The sequence below is a fragment of the Bradyrhizobium sp. USDA3516 genome (assembly GCF_057651995.1).
Genome location: NZ_JBYGYN010000003.1, coordinates 118,434 through 133,014 on the forward strand (window position 1 = coordinate 118,434; position 14,581 = coordinate 133,014).

General features: G+C 61.6%; 15 protein-coding genes. 9 read left to right on the plus strand and 6 right to left on the minus strand.

The features are described 5' to 3' along the window. Window positions 1-64 precede the first annotated feature (64 nt). The 5 genes from AC24YW_RS10710 to AC24YW_RS10730 all read left to right on the plus strand — a co-directional run bounded on the left by AC24YW_RS10710 (window position 65) and on the right by AC24YW_RS10730 (window position 3,292). Complete coding sequence (locus tag AC24YW_RS10710) at window positions 65-571, plus strand: hypothetical protein (protein WP_487482704.1); 507 nt, start codon at window positions 65-67, stop codon at window positions 569-571. A gap of 15 nt (window positions 572-586) precedes the next feature. Then, entirely contained in the window at window positions 587-925 is a 339-nt protein-coding gene (locus tag AC24YW_RS10715) for a hypothetical protein (protein ID WP_487482705.1), read from the plus strand. 494 nt (window positions 926-1,419) lie between these two features. Continuing rightward, complete coding sequence (locus tag AC24YW_RS10720; RefSeq protein ID WP_487482706.1) at window positions 1,420-1,656, plus strand: hypothetical protein; 237 nt, start codon at window positions 1,420-1,422, stop codon at window positions 1,654-1,656. Between the two features lie 256 nt (window positions 1,657-1,912). Continuing rightward, the gene (locus AC24YW_RS10725; protein WP_487482707.1) at window positions 1,913-2,284 is read left to right on the plus strand and encodes a hypothetical protein; all 372 of its coding nucleotides are present in this window, start codon (window positions 1,913-1,915) and stop codon (window positions 2,282-2,284) included. Window positions 2,285-2,308: 24 nt separating this feature from the next. Continuing rightward, window positions 2,309-3,292, plus strand: coding sequence for a hypothetical protein (locus AC24YW_RS10730; RefSeq protein WP_487482708.1), 984 nt, complete (start codon window positions 2,309-2,311; stop codon window positions 3,290-3,292). 109 nt (window positions 3,293-3,401) lie between these two features. Here AC24YW_RS10730 and AC24YW_RS10735 read toward each other — a convergent pair whose 3' ends face one another. The 3 genes from AC24YW_RS10735 to dnaG form a co-directional block, all read right to left on the minus strand. Continuing rightward, complete coding sequence (locus tag AC24YW_RS10735; RefSeq protein WP_487482709.1) at window positions 3,402-5,330, minus strand: hypothetical protein; 1,929 nt, start codon at window positions 5,328-5,330, stop codon at window positions 3,402-3,404. Window positions 5,331-5,480: 150 nt separating this feature from the next. Continuing rightward, on the minus strand, window positions 5,481-7,619 hold the full coding sequence (gene rpoD, locus AC24YW_RS10740; RefSeq protein WP_487482710.1) for an RNA polymerase sigma factor RpoD: 2,139 nt from the start codon (window positions 7,617-7,619) through the stop codon (window positions 5,481-5,483). A 378-nt stretch (window positions 7,620-7,997) separates the two neighbouring features. Further along, entirely contained in the window at window positions 7,998-10,016 is a 2,019-nt protein-coding gene (dnaG, locus tag AC24YW_RS10745; RefSeq protein WP_487482711.1) for a DNA primase, read from the minus strand. A gap of 237 nt (window positions 10,017-10,253) precedes the next feature. Between dnaG and AC24YW_RS10750 the strand changes: the two genes are divergently transcribed. Further along, window positions 10,254-10,817 carry a chlorite dismutase family protein gene (locus AC24YW_RS10750; protein ID WP_487482712.1) on the plus strand — a complete coding sequence of 188 codons (564 nt, stop codon included), beginning with the start codon at window positions 10,254-10,256 and terminating at the stop codon, window positions 10,815-10,817. Here the strand turns inward: AC24YW_RS10750 and AC24YW_RS10755 are convergent. Then, window positions 10,814-11,212 carry a gamma-glutamylcyclotransferase family protein gene (locus AC24YW_RS10755; protein ID WP_487482713.1) on the minus strand — a complete coding sequence of 133 codons (399 nt, stop codon included), beginning with the start codon at window positions 11,210-11,212 and terminating at the stop codon, window positions 10,814-10,816. The two genes, AC24YW_RS10750 and AC24YW_RS10755, sit on opposite strands and share 4 nt — an antisense overlap. A 76-nt stretch (window positions 11,213-11,288) precedes the next feature. On the opposite strand from AC24YW_RS10755, the gene AC24YW_RS10760 reads away from it, so the two are divergent. After that, the gene (locus AC24YW_RS10760) at window positions 11,289-12,092 is read left to right on the plus strand and encodes an N-formylglutamate amidohydrolase (protein WP_487482714.1); all 804 of its coding nucleotides are present in this window, start codon (window positions 11,289-11,291) and stop codon (window positions 12,090-12,092) included. 4 nt (window positions 12,093-12,096) lie between these two features. Here the strand turns inward: AC24YW_RS10760 and AC24YW_RS10765 are convergent, their stop codons facing one another. Further along, window positions 12,097-12,717, minus strand: coding sequence for a LysE family translocator (locus AC24YW_RS10765; RefSeq protein ID WP_487482715.1), 621 nt, complete (start codon window positions 12,715-12,717; stop codon window positions 12,097-12,099). A gap of 126 nt (window positions 12,718-12,843) precedes the next feature. On the opposite strand from AC24YW_RS10765, the gene AC24YW_RS10770 reads away from it, so the two are divergent. Continuing rightward, on the plus strand, window positions 12,844-13,158 hold the full coding sequence (locus AC24YW_RS10770; RefSeq protein WP_487482716.1) for an ArsR/SmtB family transcription factor: 315 nt from the start codon (window positions 12,844-12,846) through the stop codon (window positions 13,156-13,158). Between the two features lie 27 nt (window positions 13,159-13,185). Further along, window positions 13,186-13,698, plus strand: coding sequence for an SRPBCC family protein (locus tag AC24YW_RS10775; RefSeq protein ID WP_487482717.1), 513 nt, complete (start codon window positions 13,186-13,188; stop codon window positions 13,696-13,698). A 67-nt stretch (window positions 13,699-13,765) separates the two neighbouring features. Here AC24YW_RS10775 and AC24YW_RS10780 read toward each other — a convergent pair whose 3' ends face one another. Further along, window positions 13,766-14,539 carry a DUF2189 domain-containing protein gene (locus tag AC24YW_RS10780; RefSeq protein ID WP_487482718.1) on the minus strand — a complete coding sequence of 258 codons (774 nt, stop codon included), beginning with the start codon at window positions 14,537-14,539 and terminating at the stop codon, window positions 13,766-13,768. Window positions 14,540-14,581 lie beyond the last annotated feature (42 nt).

Genomic DNA, 14,581 nt, shown 5'->3' on the forward strand with positions numbered 1-14,581 from the left:
CTTGATCCGCATCAAACCGTCTCACGCCGTGCTTTCTAGACTGCGCCGAGCAGGAGAACCGCACATGACCGGAATTACCTTGACCGCCGAGCAGATTCGCAATGCGCCCGCCCCGGTGCGGCAATGGATCGAGCAGGAGGTGACCGCCGCGCTCGGCCTCAGCCCACGGACGCCAGCAGCCGCGCCGCCGCAAGTCCCCCACCTCGTCGCCTGCAGCGTGGAAGACATGGCCGGCGTGCTCGAGCACATCCGCGGCGTGCTTCCTGCCGTCAACGTGCTGTTCGAGCTCGGCCGCCCCGGCATCAGCTTCGGCCGCCCCGCGGTGATGACGTTCCGCCTGATGGACATCCTGCATCACACGCGCCTGCAAGACGTCGGCGAGGTCATGACGTGCCTCGAGATGATCAACCAGGCGCTGACCGAGGTGAAGAAGGACGCGTCCGCGCGGTTCTGCGGCTTCGACAATGAGGGCCATTGCCTGATCGCGCCGCAGACGCAAGCGAGCATCGCGACGCTGTGGCAGACCATGATGGAACGGCAGCAGGCCGTGCGCGCCGCGCCGGCGGCGTGAGGGAGCGGCGTCGCCATGCCCAATGCCCAGCAGCCGCATTCAGCCCGCTCGCTCCTTTGCATCCCGCTGTTTCGCCCGCTCGCGATCAATCTCGCGATCGGCGCCTGCGCCGCAATGCTCCTGGTCGGCGGCCTGCTCTGGCTCAACCCCGGACATCTGCGCGAATTGATCTTCGCCGACCGCGCACCCGGCATTGCGCTTCTCGTGCTGTTCGGCTCCTTCCTCATCACCTTCGGCTCGGCCGCCATGGGCAGCGCGATCATGGCGCAGGGACGGAAAGAGGATGGCGACAAAGGCGGCGGACACGGCTCGCACCTCGCCGTACAGGAGGTGGTGCGCCACCGACGAGACTGAGCCGCGCAGCGCGAAGCGTGCGCGACGGCGCCGAAACAAAAAACGCGAAAACAACCCCATGCACAGTAGACGTCAAGCGATGGCCTTTGCTATTTTTCCGAATAAACGTTGACCGTCGGGCAAAACAGTGGTAGTGTGCCAACATCGCAAGCTCCAGACGTTGACGCCCGTGCGCCCTCGCCGCGTCGCGCGAGCAAATGAGATGAACAAACTGATTTGGCAATCCAAACAATTGCTTCGATGCGACGCTGTATCACCCAGCGCATATCTGGTGCGCTCGCTGCGACATCGAGGCCACCACGATTTGCCTTGCCATGCCAGCGCGCCTTCTATAGCCTTCTATCTCAGGTTGTCGCCCCGCCAGCCCCGGGCGACGCTGAAGCGATAAACGGCGGGCTTCGGCCCGCCGTTTATTGAAGGGCGTGGCGACGATCTCGAACGTCATAATCCCGAAAGTCATTTGACTGCGGCGTCCTGATCGAGGACAAGCCGCCATGGCCAAGAAACCCGGAACCAACCCGAAAGGCGAATTCGCCTTCTTCAACGTCGTCTACGAAGACGATACCCAGCGCTCCAACCGCCGCGTCCCCGCCGAGCTGCTCGGCGGCCTCGACGGCGACGAACCCGCCCGCGCCTTCATCAGGGAGCAGGACCGCGAGATCGCGGAGAAGAGCGGGAGACCGCCGATGGAGATCAAGCGGATCGAGCGGGTCGGGGCGAAGAAGAAGTAGCGCGGCGTCAGCGGACACGCGAGGCGTCAGCACAAACAATACGGCGACCATTCAGTCCAGATCTTCATTTCAGTGGATGCCCAGCCAGACCTAAGGTGCTGAGCTACCATCCATAAACTGTGTACGCTTTCGCTCACCCGCGAAGCAGAGGTCGCTTGAACTTCTGGTCGTTCGGCCATGTACCGCTGGCAAGCATCGCTGCAGGGCAATATTCAATTTCGATGTTTACGGCGTGTGCCTGCTTGTAATACAATTCATGATTGATTTCACTTATTGGTTTTTTGGGCGAGGGACTATGCAGTCAATTACGTTGATCGCTGCAGCTGGCGTCGGAATACTCGTTCAAGAAGTTGTTCAATGGTACTCGCTTCGATCAGTTTTGTCGAAGAAGGAGCATCAGCAAACCTTGAGAGATCCAGCGTACTGGATCGTCGTCTTCGCCATGCTAGCGGCAGGCACTACTGCAACATACTTCTGGATGTTCGACGAGCTTGACCGCTACAAAGTAAGAGACGCCCTGATCCTTGGCATCTCCTTTCCAGCTATTGTGCGAAAAAGCTTGTCTGCTGCTACGCCGGAGCCCACGAACCCGACCCTAGGAGTTCGTTGGACGACGTATTTAAGATAGCTTCTCGTAGTTCGAGGCATCGTAATGCCACTCATGAGGCTAATAGCTATGGCGCTTATCGCCGCTGTTCCGATGATTGGAATGGGGCTTCTTCGCGGGCTGGAGCACGTTCGCTTCAAACCTCCAGCCGCTACCACGACACATGTTCTTCAAGATGTTGCCCACGCGCCCAAGCCAGCAGGCGCTGCAACAGCGTCCGTATCAAAGGACACCGGTATTGGCTCGGTCCAGAACTTCGAGCCTGTGACGACAAAGGCTACGATCACAGCGGCAATAGGCAGTTCAACCCAACCCGACCAACAATGGTCAGCAATTCTGAAATTGGCCAATGCCGAGGTGAAATCGTCCAGGGCGACGATTCCCTCCAACTTTGTTAGTCTCGATCATCAGCCGACCGAACGAGGCATTTTCCAACTTGCATCAGTCCCAAGCGATCAAAACCAGTTCAACCAAATATTCGGCAAACTCCCCAATGACGAAGTTGCTGCAAATACAGGCGAGGCAGCGAAGAAGTTTGCCCAAGATGGCGCTCGAGACATTCCCACCACTCTAAGCAACTTTGAGGCTACGCTTTCTAGTAGACGTGAACGTCTGATTCTGATCACCGGCCATAACGAGGGGGGCGTCTTAAAGCTAGTGGGCGGCCATGAAATGCCTTTGAGCGGCATGGCGGAAAGTTGCGCGAGGATTCAGAAGATCTGCGTTTTCCTCTCTTGCTCCTCTCGGCAGTTTGTGAGTGGAAACTCAATTGGTCTCCCCTTGCCTCTTACGTATCTAGAAGCCCTCCACTTGTCTAAACTGATCTCATCTTTTTACGGATACGCGGCCCTCCATGGTGCGAGCTACCATGAGATCTTAACGGCGCTACCGATTATTATTGCTGCTGAAAACATAAGGACGAACGGCCGCTTTGCGATACGCTATATGAAACCAGCTGGCGCCATCGGCGGTGGATGGTTTATTTTGGGGAAGCTCGACAGCAAGGATCGCGACCAAGCTACACGATGAGGTTTCATCTTTGGCGCTTCGACTGGCGGCTCTTCCAGACGGACGTCCTCAGCCCACCGCATATGCAAACTAGGGTAGTATGCGCCGCGATGCGCGGAATATCTGGCAGTTAATGCGATTGATCCTTGTCGATGAATGCAATGTACTTGAGCATCCATCCCAACTCTGGAGTGCTCTCAGCAATCTTGATCAGATGTTCTTTGTTGTTCGAAACGAATGACTTAAACGGCGCCAACCGTAGAGCCGTTTTTTCCAACCATAAACGAAGTTCGATATCCGTCATCGTTTCGAGCTTGGCACCAAGTTGTGTTACCAAAGCGGTGAAAGCGGGATTCTTTTTTACAGCCTCTACCATCAAGAGAGAAAGCGGCGCTCCAACTACTGCACCAACAACGGGACCGCCGAGCAAAGCTCCCACTATTGTCGGTGTTGCGGCAGCGGCTCCTCCCACCAGCACAATCGAGACATTCTTGATGGTTGCGAGCCCGTAAACAGCACCTCGTTCCGGATGACGCCCTTCACCGATTGCATCGGCTGCTCCATCGACCGATTCTGCGGCTCGCTTGGTGACTATCGATGGACTCTGCGCCAAATGATCCGCAATCTCCTTTGCCGCCTCTGCGACAACTTGCTGCTCCTCTCGTGTCATCGAAAAATCGCTAGCGACTTGGGATAGTTTAGCCCCATCCCGAGAAGCTAGGATCATAGGCCCATGGATCATTAGAAGGCTGTCCAGAGCGGTTTTCGCTGGATCCTCTAGCTCTGGAAGCGTTCGATTTTTAATCTCACGTTGGGCAGACGCAGCAGCATTCTGCAGCACCACGCCAAGACCCCATACTTCGCCCCATTCGATCTTGTCGCCCTCAAGGGGATCGAGCGCAGACATGTACTTTTCAGTTGCGCTAAGCAACTCAGGAAATTCGTTACCAGACAGGCGCGCATGCAGTTCCTTGGCATAACGCAAGGCTAGAGGCCTAAGTTGATCGATCACAGCGCTATCGTTGCCCTGAGAATCGATCGCAGAGGCTGGCGCACGATCAATGACGCCGTCCTCGGTAGCCCGAAAATGCGGTCCGGGCCCTTGCGAGGGTAAGGGCTCAACATCAATCGCCGGACTATTAAACTTGATCGACGCGTATGCGGCTCGCGCTACCCGCTTAATGCGCCCTTCATAGGTCAAAGAATTGAGTCGCCCTCGAATTGAAGGTCTGGTCAAAAAGTATCTAGCATTCAAGAACTCTTGTTCGATCTCATCGATAGAGAAAGCTCGATCATGCGCTTCCAGTAGCTGGACAATAAACTGCTTCATTGTCTGAGCATCTTCTTCCGGCGGCGGTCCCTGCTTGGCGACGAGGGCAATTTGGGACATCACATCGCTAGGATCCCGCTTCCAGAATTCTGGCATCCGGGTCGTTAAATAGGCAGCAACGTCCTCGCGCAACAGCTCCCCCGACTGCGCAGTAGGGCGGTCCGACAAGATGGAGCGATACCATCGAAGCCAAATTTTCCAGTAATGGGGAATATCGGAATTCTTATCGAAGGCATCTAGCGGACGACGTACCCACTTAGGTAAGTTCACCCTAAAGTTTTCACCTTCCAGCACGTCGGTCAGCCAAAGTCTGCTGCCAACGAGTCGCGAAACATCGGACTTCTTGAGTAGATCAACGTCGGCACCGATACTTTGCCACAACTGCAGCGTCGCTCTTGAGCTGCCCTGTAACAAGGCCGCCTTCTCAACGAGTTCAGCGACTCTCGCTGCGGCCGCTCTGACCCCAGGCATCGTCTTCAGCGAGCTTATCCGATGAAGCGGTTGAGTCGCCAAGCCGGCTGGCACAGCAGCTGTGTAGTTTGATGGGCGACGGAATTTCTCCGAAATAGGCTCAGTTCGTTCACTCCCGAAATGAAATACATCCGTCCAAGTAGAGAATAGGAAACGGAACGATTGAACAGCAAACCCTAGATCCCGTCGGTTGCCGGATACAATCGGCATCATCGCCAACGGAAATACTCGCAATACCGCGCGAAGTGAAATCACCATGCACTCGTCACGACCTGCCGTGCTTAACCACTCCCTATGGAGGGTACTGTCCCACCTACTCATCTCGTCATATCTCAATCAAAGGTAGAACACCATCGCAAGAGAAAGCCCGGCAGTATGGCCGGGCTCTCGATTGCAGTTGCCAAGAAATCAATTATCCAAAAAGCTCCGCAGCTTCCTTGACCGCGACGGATGCTTCAGCTTCCTCAGCGCCTTCGCCTCGATCTGCCTGATGCGCTCGCGCGTCACCGAGAACTGCTGCCCCACTTCTTCCAGCGTATGATCCGTGTTCATGCCGATGCCGAAGCGCATGCGCAGCACGCGTTCTTCGCGCGGGGTGAGCGAGGCGAGGACGCGCGTGGTGGTCTCGCGCAGATTGGACTGGATCGCGGCGTCGATGGGGAGGATCGCGTTCTTGTCCTCGATGAAATCGCCGAGGTGCGAATCCTCTTCGTCGCCCACCGGGGTCTCCAGCGACAGCGGCTCCTTGGCGATCTTGAGGACTTTTCGCACTTTCTCCAGTGGCATGCCGAGCTTTTCGGCCAATTCCTCAGGAGTGGGCTCGCGGCCGATCTCGTTGAGCATCTGCCGGCTCGTGCGCACGATCTTGTTGATCGTCTCGATCATGTGCACGGGGATGCGGATGGTGCGGGCCTGGTCGGCGATCGAGCGGGTGATCGCCTGCCGGATCCACCACGTCGCGTAGGTCGAGAACTTGTAGCCGCGGCGGTACTCGAACTTGTCGACCGCCTTCATCAGGCCGATGTTGCCTTCCTGGATCAGGTCGAGGAACTGCAGGCCGCGGTTGGTGTACTTCTTGGCGATCGAGATCACGAGACGGAGGTTGGCTTCCACCATCTCCTTCTTGGCCTGGCGGGCCTCGCGCTCGCCCTTCTGCACGGAGTGCACGATCTTGCGGAACTCGACGATCTCGAGGCCGGTCAGCGCGGCGAGCTGATGCACCTCGTGACGGAGGTCCTTGATGCGGTCCTTCTCGTGGTGGACGAAGTTCTTCCAGCCTTTCGCCGATAATTTCGAGACGCGGTTGAGCCAGCGCGGGTCGAGCTCCGAGCCGGTGTAGTTGCGCAGGAAATCCTCGCGCGCGACGCCGTGGCTGTCGGCAAGGCGCATCAGGCGGCCCTCATGCGAGACGAGGCGCTTGTTGATGTCGTAGAGCTGCTCGACGAGCGAGTCGATACGGGCCTGATTGAGGCGCAGCGACTTCACTTCGACGATGATCTCGTCCTTCAACTTCTTGTACTTGCGCTCCTGGTGCGGCGAGAGCGATTCGTTCTGGAGCTGGTTCTGGATGTCCTGCTCCTGAAGCTTGCGCAGCTTCTTGTAGCTGTCGGCGATGCGGTCGAAGATCTCGACCACCTTCGGCTTGAGCTCGGCCTCGATCGCCGCGAGCGACATCTGGTTCTCGAACTCGTCGTCGTCCATGTCGGATTCGGCCGCGGCCTCGCCCGGATCCTTCTCCTCGCCGTCGACTGCGCCGCCAGCGGGCGCGGCGCGGAACGGGGTCGGCGCCGGCGGCGCGGCAGGCGGCGCGACATGCGCGGGCGCACCGGCAGAGGCGGTGGCTTCGCCGCCTTCGGCAGCGGCTTCGCCGCCCTCGCCATTGGGACCTGCGATCATCGCAGTGTTCATGCCGGCCTTGGCATCCGGGCCGGCATAAGTGGCTTCGAGATCGATGATGTCGCGGAGGAAGATCTTGCCCTCGTTGAGCTCGTCGCGCCAGATGATGATGGCCTGGAAGGTCAGCGGGCTTTCGCAGAGGCCCGCGATCATCGCCTCGCGGCCGGCCTCGATGCGCTTGGCGATGGCGATTTCGCCTTCGCGGGAAAGCAGCTCGACCGTGCCCATCTCGCGCAGATACATGCGCACGGGATCGTCGGTGCGCTCGCCCGGCTCGCTCTTCTTGACCTCGGTGACGGCCTTCTGGGTGACCTCGACGAGTTCGTTATCGGTCTCGTCCTCGCCCTCGTCCTTCTCTTCCTCGCCTTCGCTGTCGTCGGCTTCGGTGACGTTGATGCCCATGTCCGAGAGCATCGACATGATGTCCTCGATCTGTTCGGGCGAGGTCTGGTCGGACGGCAAGACTTCGTTGAGCTGATCGAAGGTCACGAAGCCGCGCTTCTTGGCCTGCTTGATCATCTTCTTCACGGCGGCGTCGGACAGGTCGAGCAAGGGCGAGGGCGCGTCCTGGGAATCCTTCTCCGGCGCATCCGCTGCCTTGTCGTCTTTTTCCTTGTCCTTCGCCTGCAGCGTCTTTGCCTTGGTGGCCATCCATTGCTCCTAAACGCGCTTCATGCGAGACGCATGCCCGCGCCTTCGCGTGAATTCACATGAACCTGTTGCTCGACGCTCTCGCTTCGGCAGCTCTCGACACGGAAAGGGCGGCGCACAAACCTCTCGCCACCCCCAACTTTCTCTCGCCGGAATTGCCTAACGCTTCGTCAGCCTCTTTGTCGCAGCGGATGCAGGTGTAGTGCCAACAGCGATTGCGCGGATTCATTCCTGACGCGTCTGTTATGCCTGCGGCCGCCTCTTGGCCAAAGTGCTACAAGACCGTTAAGCCTCGATTAACCCTGTTTTTGCCGCCAAACCTAGGATTTGGCGAGTCTTTTAGCGGTTCCAGCCGCTTCCGTCCGCATGATTCTTTCATCACATGCTCTTCTGGAGCCGGCCCGACAGCTCGCCAAAACCCTCGATCAGGGCCTCGGTACCGTCGACTTCTCCTATCCGAGCCTTGACGTCACGCAGCCACGCCAAATTGGCCTCGCTGGGATCCTCCCCCAAGGCCAGCTCGGCGTCTTTCAGCTCTCTAAGTAGTGAATGCCATTGCCGATGCAAGGCAACCAGCTGGTGCCAGGTGGCAAGAACGTCGTCCCGCGCCGCGCCCTCGCGGGCGGCCCACACCGCCTGGGTCGTGATGACGTTCTCAACCCTTTGAAGAGTTTGAGAAAATCCGCCCTTTGCGAGGTCGCCGCGCATCTTTTCGGCCTGCTCGCCGGGGTCCGGCGAGTGGTGATGGTCGTTGGCGAAGGCGGCGATGATGGCGGCCCGGAGCTTGTGGGCCTCGGGATGGGCCAGCTCCAGGGCGGCGACCTCCTCTAGGTGCTCGTGCAGCAGCCAGGGGTGGTTGATCAGGCATTGCAGGATCAGCGCCTCCCGGCGGGAGATGGCGCTGCGCTGGCCCCGCAGGATCGGGCTTGCCGCCAGCTGCGGGCTCGCCGCCTGGTAGGGGCCGGAGGGCAGCGGGGCCGGACCCGGGGGGCCGCGCCGCCCACCGAAGCCTTGCCCGCCAAAGCCTTGCCCGCCGAATCGATTCGCCCCGCCCCGCGGCTGGAACGGCCGGCCGCCACCTGCGCGGAAATTGCCCCGGCCGCCGAAGCCGCGCCCGCCTTCGGGCGCGAAGGTGCGCTGCAGCCGCTCGACGAATTCGTCGCGATAATAGCGCCGCACCACCTCGTCGCGGATGCCGCCCGTGAGCTCCCTGATCCGCGCCTCGAGCGCGGCGCGCCGCTCGGGCGTCGCGAAATTGCCGCCCTCTAACTCGCGCGACCAGATCATGTCGGCGAGCGGACGGGCGGCGGCGATCACCTCCTCGATCGCGCCGCGCCCGCCGGAGCGCACGAGATCGTCGGGGTCCTGCCCTTCCGGCAGCAGCGCAAAGCGAAGACTCTTGCCGGGCGCGAGGAACGGCAAGGCAAGGTCCGCAGCACGATACGCCGCCTTCTGTCCGGCGCGGTCGCCGTCGAAGCAGAGGATCGGCTCGTCCGCCATCTTCCAGAGCAGCGCGAGCTGGCTCTCGGTGAGCGCGGTGCCGAGCGGCGCGACGCTGCCGGCAAAGCCCGCGGTGACCATGGCGATGACGTCGACATAGCCTTCGACCACGATCAGCGGCGCACCGTCATGGGTGGCTTTGCGCGCGGTCTGGTGGTTGTAGAGATTATCGCCCTTGTGGAAGAGCGGCGTCTCCGGCGAGTTCAGATATTTGGCCGGAACGTCCTTCTCCAGCGCGCGCCCGCCGAAGGCGATGACGCGGCCGCGCAGATCCGTGATGGGAAACATCACGCGATCGCGGAAGCGGTCGTAAGGCACGGGAATGTCGTTGCCGGCCACAAGCAGGCCGGTCTCGATCATGTCCTCGACGGAGACGCCGAGCTTGCCGAGATGTTCCTTCAGCGCGAAGCGATCGGGCGGCGGCGGCGCATAGCCGAGGCGGAACTGCAATTGCGTCGCCGGCGAGATGGCGCGATCGGCGAGATAGCCGCGCGCCTTCGCACCCACGCGCGAAGCCAGCGTCTCGGCGTAGAATTTCGCCGCGAGATCCATCACGTCATACAGCGAGCGCCGCCGCTGCTCCTCGCGCGCCGCGTTGGGCGTCACCGCCGGCAGCGGCAGGCCCGCCATGTTGGCAAGCCGCTCCACCGCTTCCGCGAACGGCAGGCCGTCGGTCTCCATCACGAAGGTGATGATGTCGCCGTGCTTGCCCGAGGAGAAGTCGTGATAAAATCCCTTCTGGTCGTTGACGTAGAAGGACGGCGTCTTCTCCTGCTGGAACGGCGACAGCCCCTTCCACTCCCGCCCGGCCTTCTTCAGCTTGACGCGCTTGCCCACGACCTCGGAGACCGAAAGCCGGGCACGAAGCTCGTCGAGGAACTGGGGTGTGAAGCGCATGGGGCGAGTTTAGCCGAGCGTTTGAGTCGGGCGAAGGATCAGGGATATAGGGACGGCGGGCCTAAAAGTCAGGTTTGTCGGGCTTATGCGCGCTGTTCACAGCCCTCTCCGTCATTCCGGGGCGCCCAAAGGGCGAACCCCGAATCTCGAGATTCCGGGTTCGATGCTGCGCATCGCCCCGGAATGACGCTCGAAAGGGCCCTTGAACTGCGCCCGGTTCCACGCTTCCATACCGCCATGTTCAGGACCTTTCGGGGCGGCCAGACCGGGGGTTGGCGGGTGACCTCGCTTTCGCCCGTGACGGGCGAGTCCCTGCCCTTCGTGCCGGCGCTGTCGGTCACCGACAGCGAGGCCGTCTCGTTGCCGCTGGTGCCCTCGCGCAATGCCTGGCGGCTGGTCGGCGTCGCCAGCAGCCTGCGCTACACCGAAAGGCCTGAGAAGCAGCAGCTCGTCGCCGTGCAGGCCGGCCTCGGCCGGCTGGAAGCCACCAGCGCGGCGCTGATCCCGATCCGCAAGTCGCAGGCCTGGTGGGAGCTGACCCAGGAAGAGCGCCGCAAGATTTTCGAGGACAGGTCGCACCACATTGCCAGCAGCTTGCGCTTTCTGCCCGCGATCGCGCGCCAGCTCTATCATTGCCGCGATCTCGGCGGCCCGTTCGATTTCCTGACCTGGTTCGAATTCGCGCCCGCCAACGCCGCGCTGTTCGAGGAGCTCGTGGCGATGCTGCGGCGGAGCGAGGAGTGGACCTATGTCGAGCGCGAGGTCGACGTGCGCGTGGTGAAGGAGGTGCTGTCGGCTTAGCGATCGAGGAAGCGCCCGGATTCGATGCGCGGCAGATCGGTGGCCGGCCAATTGTAGACGTAGGTCCACGCCTTCGCGGTGGTGCCGTCGGGCAACGTCACGTCGATCATCTGCCGCAGATATTCGGTCGGCTCCGGAAAGCCCTCGCCGCAGGCCTCGTACATGTCGAGCTCGCGCAGGAGCTCGTCCGGCACACGCAGCTGAAACAGCTCGCCATGGACGATGTCCGACGGCGCCTCCGAGAGCAGCAATCCCGGATAGTGCTCGACCAGAACGAGCCGGCCGCGGCAGGTGGCTTCACTGATGAATTCAGCATGGCCCGCGAGCAGCCGCGCCATAGGGTGGTCGAAGCCGCGCATCAGGGTGCCGTAAACGAAGAGTCGATCCGAGTTCATTCCGTTCCAACGTTGCGGCGTCGCTGCGATACCGCTACTCCGTTTACACAGTTTGTCATTCCATAGGCAAATCAGGATGGCTTTGGATATAGCCGACGCAACCGACCAGCTGCTCGGCGAGGGCGACATTCCGCCCGTGCATGAGGTGAATGCGGCAGGGGCATCGCCGTTCCTGGTCACCGCCGACCATTACGGACGGGTGCTGCCGCGCGCGCTCGGCGATCTCGGCGTCGCGGAGCGCGATCTCGACAGGCACATCGCCTGGGACATCGGCATCGCCGGCGTCGCCGAGCGGCTCGCTCGGATGCTCGATGCGCATCTGATCGCGCAGCGTTATTCGCGCCTGGTGATCGACTGCAACCGCCCGCCCGGCGTCGCAAGCTCGATTCCCGTGATCTCCGAGGCGACCGCCATCCCCGGCAACGAGGATCTGTCGGCCGCGGCCAAGGAGATGCGCCGGCGCGAGATCTTCGATCCCTATCACCGCCGGATTGGCGCTGCGATCGATGCACGCCTCAAGGCGGGCAGGCCGACAGTGCTGGTGGCGCTGCACAGCTTCACGCCGGTCTTTTACGGCGAGCCGCGGCCCTGGCACATCGGCACGCTCTATCGCCGCGACACCGTGCTGCCGCAGCTGATGCTGCAGCATTTGCGGGCCGAGAGCGCGCTCGTCGTCGGTGACAACCAGCCTTATGCGGTGAGCGACATCACCGACTACACGATTCCAATCCACGGCGAGGCGCGCGGCCTCGTCAACACCGGCATCGAGATCCGCCAGGACCTGATCACTGAGGAGAGCGGCCAGCAGCAATGGGCCGAGCGGCTGGCGCGGATCCTGCGCCAGATCGAGGCCACGCTGCGCGAGCAGGGAATGAGTTGAGCGGTCACTTCGCCCGCGTCAGCGCCAGCCAGATGCCGCCGCCGATCATGAAGCCGCCGGAGATGCGCGACATCATCCGCGTGCGCCGCGCCGAGAAGAATTTTCGCGCGCGCCCGGCGGCAATCGCATAGAGCGCATCGCTCATCACGGCCGTCACCATGAAGGTGACCCCCAGCAGCGCGACCTGCGGGACATGCGGCTGGCTCATGTCCATGAACTGCGGAATGAAAGCGCCGAAGAACACCAGTACCTTGGGATTCGACAGCAGCACCAGGAATCCCTGCAGGAAGAAGCCGCCGCGCGGCGGCGGTGGCGGCGCGTCGACATCGACGCCCTCGACCGGCGTCCGGATCAGCTTGATGCCGAGCCAGACGAGATAGGCGGCGCCGGCAAAGCGCACCCAGTCGAACCAATAGCCCATGGTCGCCATCAGCGAGGTCAGGCCGATCGCGACGATGCCGATGACGATGGCAAGCCCGGCCTGCGCGCCGGCCACGTTGATGAGCGCCGCACGCGTGCCGTGGCGCAAGCCATTGGCGATGACGAGGGTGACGATCGGCCCCGGCAGCAGCGCCAGCGCAATGCAGGCGGCGACGAAGGCGAGGTAGGCTTGCATGGACATCATGGAAGGGACTCGCTGAAGGCGGTTTTGCCGCATTAATGCATGGCGAGCGCTGGAACGGAAGACGTTCCCTCTCTCCTCGCTTTCGCGGCTTGACATGCAACCTTTTAGTTGCCTATTGTTGCGGCCATGGATGAAGTCTTCAAAGCGCTCGCCGATGCGTCACGACGGTCGCTGCTCGACAGGCTTCACGCCAGGAACGGCCAGACATTGAACGAGCTTTGCGAGGGCCTCGCCATGACGCGGCAGGCCGTCACGAAACACCTCGTCATTCTGGAAGAGGCCAACCTGGTGACGACCATCAGACAAGGCCGCGAGAAGCTGCACTACCTCAACCCGGTGCCGATCCATCAGATCGGCGAACGCTGGATCAAGAAGTTCGAGCGCAACAAATTGGCTGCGCTCAGCGAGCTGAAGCGTCAGTTGGAGAAACGCGATGAGTAAGTTCGCTCAAAGAAGGATCGATGCACGATGAACCTGGATCAATTCAAGCCGCTGACCGTCTACACCATCTACATCGCCTCGACGCCGGAGAAGGTGTGGGAGGCGCTGACCTCCGCCGAGTTCAGCCGGAAATATTTCTCGGGCTTTGCGGTCGAGATGGAGCCGAAGCTCGGCGGCAGCTTCATCGTGCATGCGCCCGACGGCTCCGAGCACATCCGCGGCGAAGTGTTCGAATACGATCCGCCCAGGAAGCTGACGGTGACGTGGAACGTGAACTGGCCCGGTCTCGTCGAAAAACTCGGCATCACCGTCGTCACCTACGAGATCGAGCCGGCCGGCGAAGCCGTCCGCCTCACGCTGAGCCAGCGCCACGACCGCGAGCTCAGCGACGACATCCTTTCCGGCGGCCGCACCGGCTGGCCGGCGATCCTGTCGGGATTGAAGAGCCTGCTGGAAACGGGCAAGGCGCCGAAGATCGAGATGGCTCCGCCGGTGCGGTTGCTGGAAGCGCTGAAGGCGATGGGGATCAAGGTGCCGTAGTGGATGTGAGGACAAGGAGCGGTACCTTCCCCTCTCCCCACAAGGGGAAAAGGAAGAGCGACGATACCTAAACAACCGGCGCTACCAAGCGCCGATACAGATGCCAGGTCGCATGCCCGAGCACGGGCAGCGTGACCACCAGCCCGAGAAAATAGGGCAGCGCCGAGACGATCAGCAGCATCACGATCACGGCGGCCCAACCGATCATCGGCAGCGGGCTGGTCACCACCGCGCGCACGCTCGTCACCATGGCCGTGACGAAATCGACCTCGCGATCGAGCAGCAGCGGGAACGACACCACGGTCAGCGAGAACAGGATCAGCGACAGCACGGCCCCGACCGCATTGCCGATGGCCAGGAACAAGAGGCCCTCGCTGGTCGTCAGCACCACGGTCATGAATTCCTGCAAGCTCGAGAACGAGGCATTGAGGCCGAGCAGCAGCGCGATCAGGAGCCGCACCTGGTACATCCAGACCACGAACACGAACAACGTCACGAAGGCCATCCAGCCGATCTCGCTGCGCGAGCGGATCGCGGACCAGATCGCAGCGAACGAGACCGGCTCGCCGCGCTCGCGGCGCCGGCTGACTTCGTACAGGCCGATCGCAACGAACGGTCCGATCAGCGCAAAGCCGGCAGCGAGGGGATAGACCAGGTAGACCATGCCGAAGGCGGTGAGACAGAGCATGATGACGATGCCGCCGGCGGCGTAGAGCGCGCCGAAGCAGAGACCGTAGAGCGGCAGCGCCTGGAAATCGCGCAGGCCCAGGGCCAGCGCCTCGGCGATGTCGACCGCCGCCACCGGACGCACCACCGGATCGACCTTGCCCGAGATGGACATCAGCTTCCTCCGCACATCGGCGCGATCTTCGTCGCGCGCATG

Coding starts and splice junctions, on each gene's coding strand:
- AC24YW_RS10750 (WP_487482712.1), top strand. CDS start 10,254: ATGTTCAGGACCTTTCGGGGCGGCCAGACCGGGGGTTGGCGGGTGACC.
- AC24YW_RS10780 (WP_487482718.1), bottom strand. CDS start 14,539: ATGTCCATCTCGGGCAAGGTCGATCCGGTGGTGCGTCCGGTGGCGGCG.
- rpoD (WP_487482710.1), bottom strand. CDS start 7,619: ATGGCCACCAAGGCAAAGACGCTGCAGGCGAAGGACAAGGAAAAAGAC.
- AC24YW_RS10755 (WP_487482713.1), bottom strand. CDS start 11,212: ATGAACTCGGATCGACTCTTCGTTTACGGCACCCTGATGCGCGGCTTC.
- AC24YW_RS10760 (WP_487482714.1), top strand. CDS start 11,289: ATGGCTTTGGATATAGCCGACGCAACCGACCAGCTGCTCGGCGAGGGC.
- AC24YW_RS10735 (WP_487482709.1), bottom strand. CDS start 5,330: ATGGTGATTTCACTTCGCGCGGTATTGCGAGTATTTCCGTTGGCGATG.
- AC24YW_RS10720 (WP_487482706.1), top strand. CDS start 1,420: ATGGCCAAGAAACCCGGAACCAACCCGAAAGGCGAATTCGCCTTCTTC.
- AC24YW_RS10730 (WP_487482708.1), top strand. CDS start 2,309: ATGCCACTCATGAGGCTAATAGCTATGGCGCTTATCGCCGCTGTTCCG.
- AC24YW_RS10715 (WP_487482705.1), top strand. CDS start 587: ATGCCCAATGCCCAGCAGCCGCATTCAGCCCGCTCGCTCCTTTGCATC.
- dnaG (WP_487482711.1), bottom strand. CDS start 10,016: ATGCGCTTCACACCCCAGTTCCTCGACGAGCTTCGTGCCCGGCTTTCG.
- AC24YW_RS10770 (WP_487482716.1), top strand. CDS start 12,844: ATGGATGAAGTCTTCAAAGCGCTCGCCGATGCGTCACGACGGTCGCTG.
- AC24YW_RS10710 (WP_487482704.1), top strand. CDS start 65: ATGACCGGAATTACCTTGACCGCCGAGCAGATTCGCAATGCGCCCGCC.
- AC24YW_RS10765 (WP_487482715.1), bottom strand. CDS start 12,717: ATGATGTCCATGCAAGCCTACCTCGCCTTCGTCGCCGCCTGCATTGCG.
- AC24YW_RS10775 (WP_487482717.1), top strand. CDS start 13,186: ATGAACCTGGATCAATTCAAGCCGCTGACCGTCTACACCATCTACATC.
- AC24YW_RS10725 (WP_487482707.1), top strand. CDS start 1,913: ATGATTGATTTCACTTATTGGTTTTTTGGGCGAGGGACTATGCAGTCA.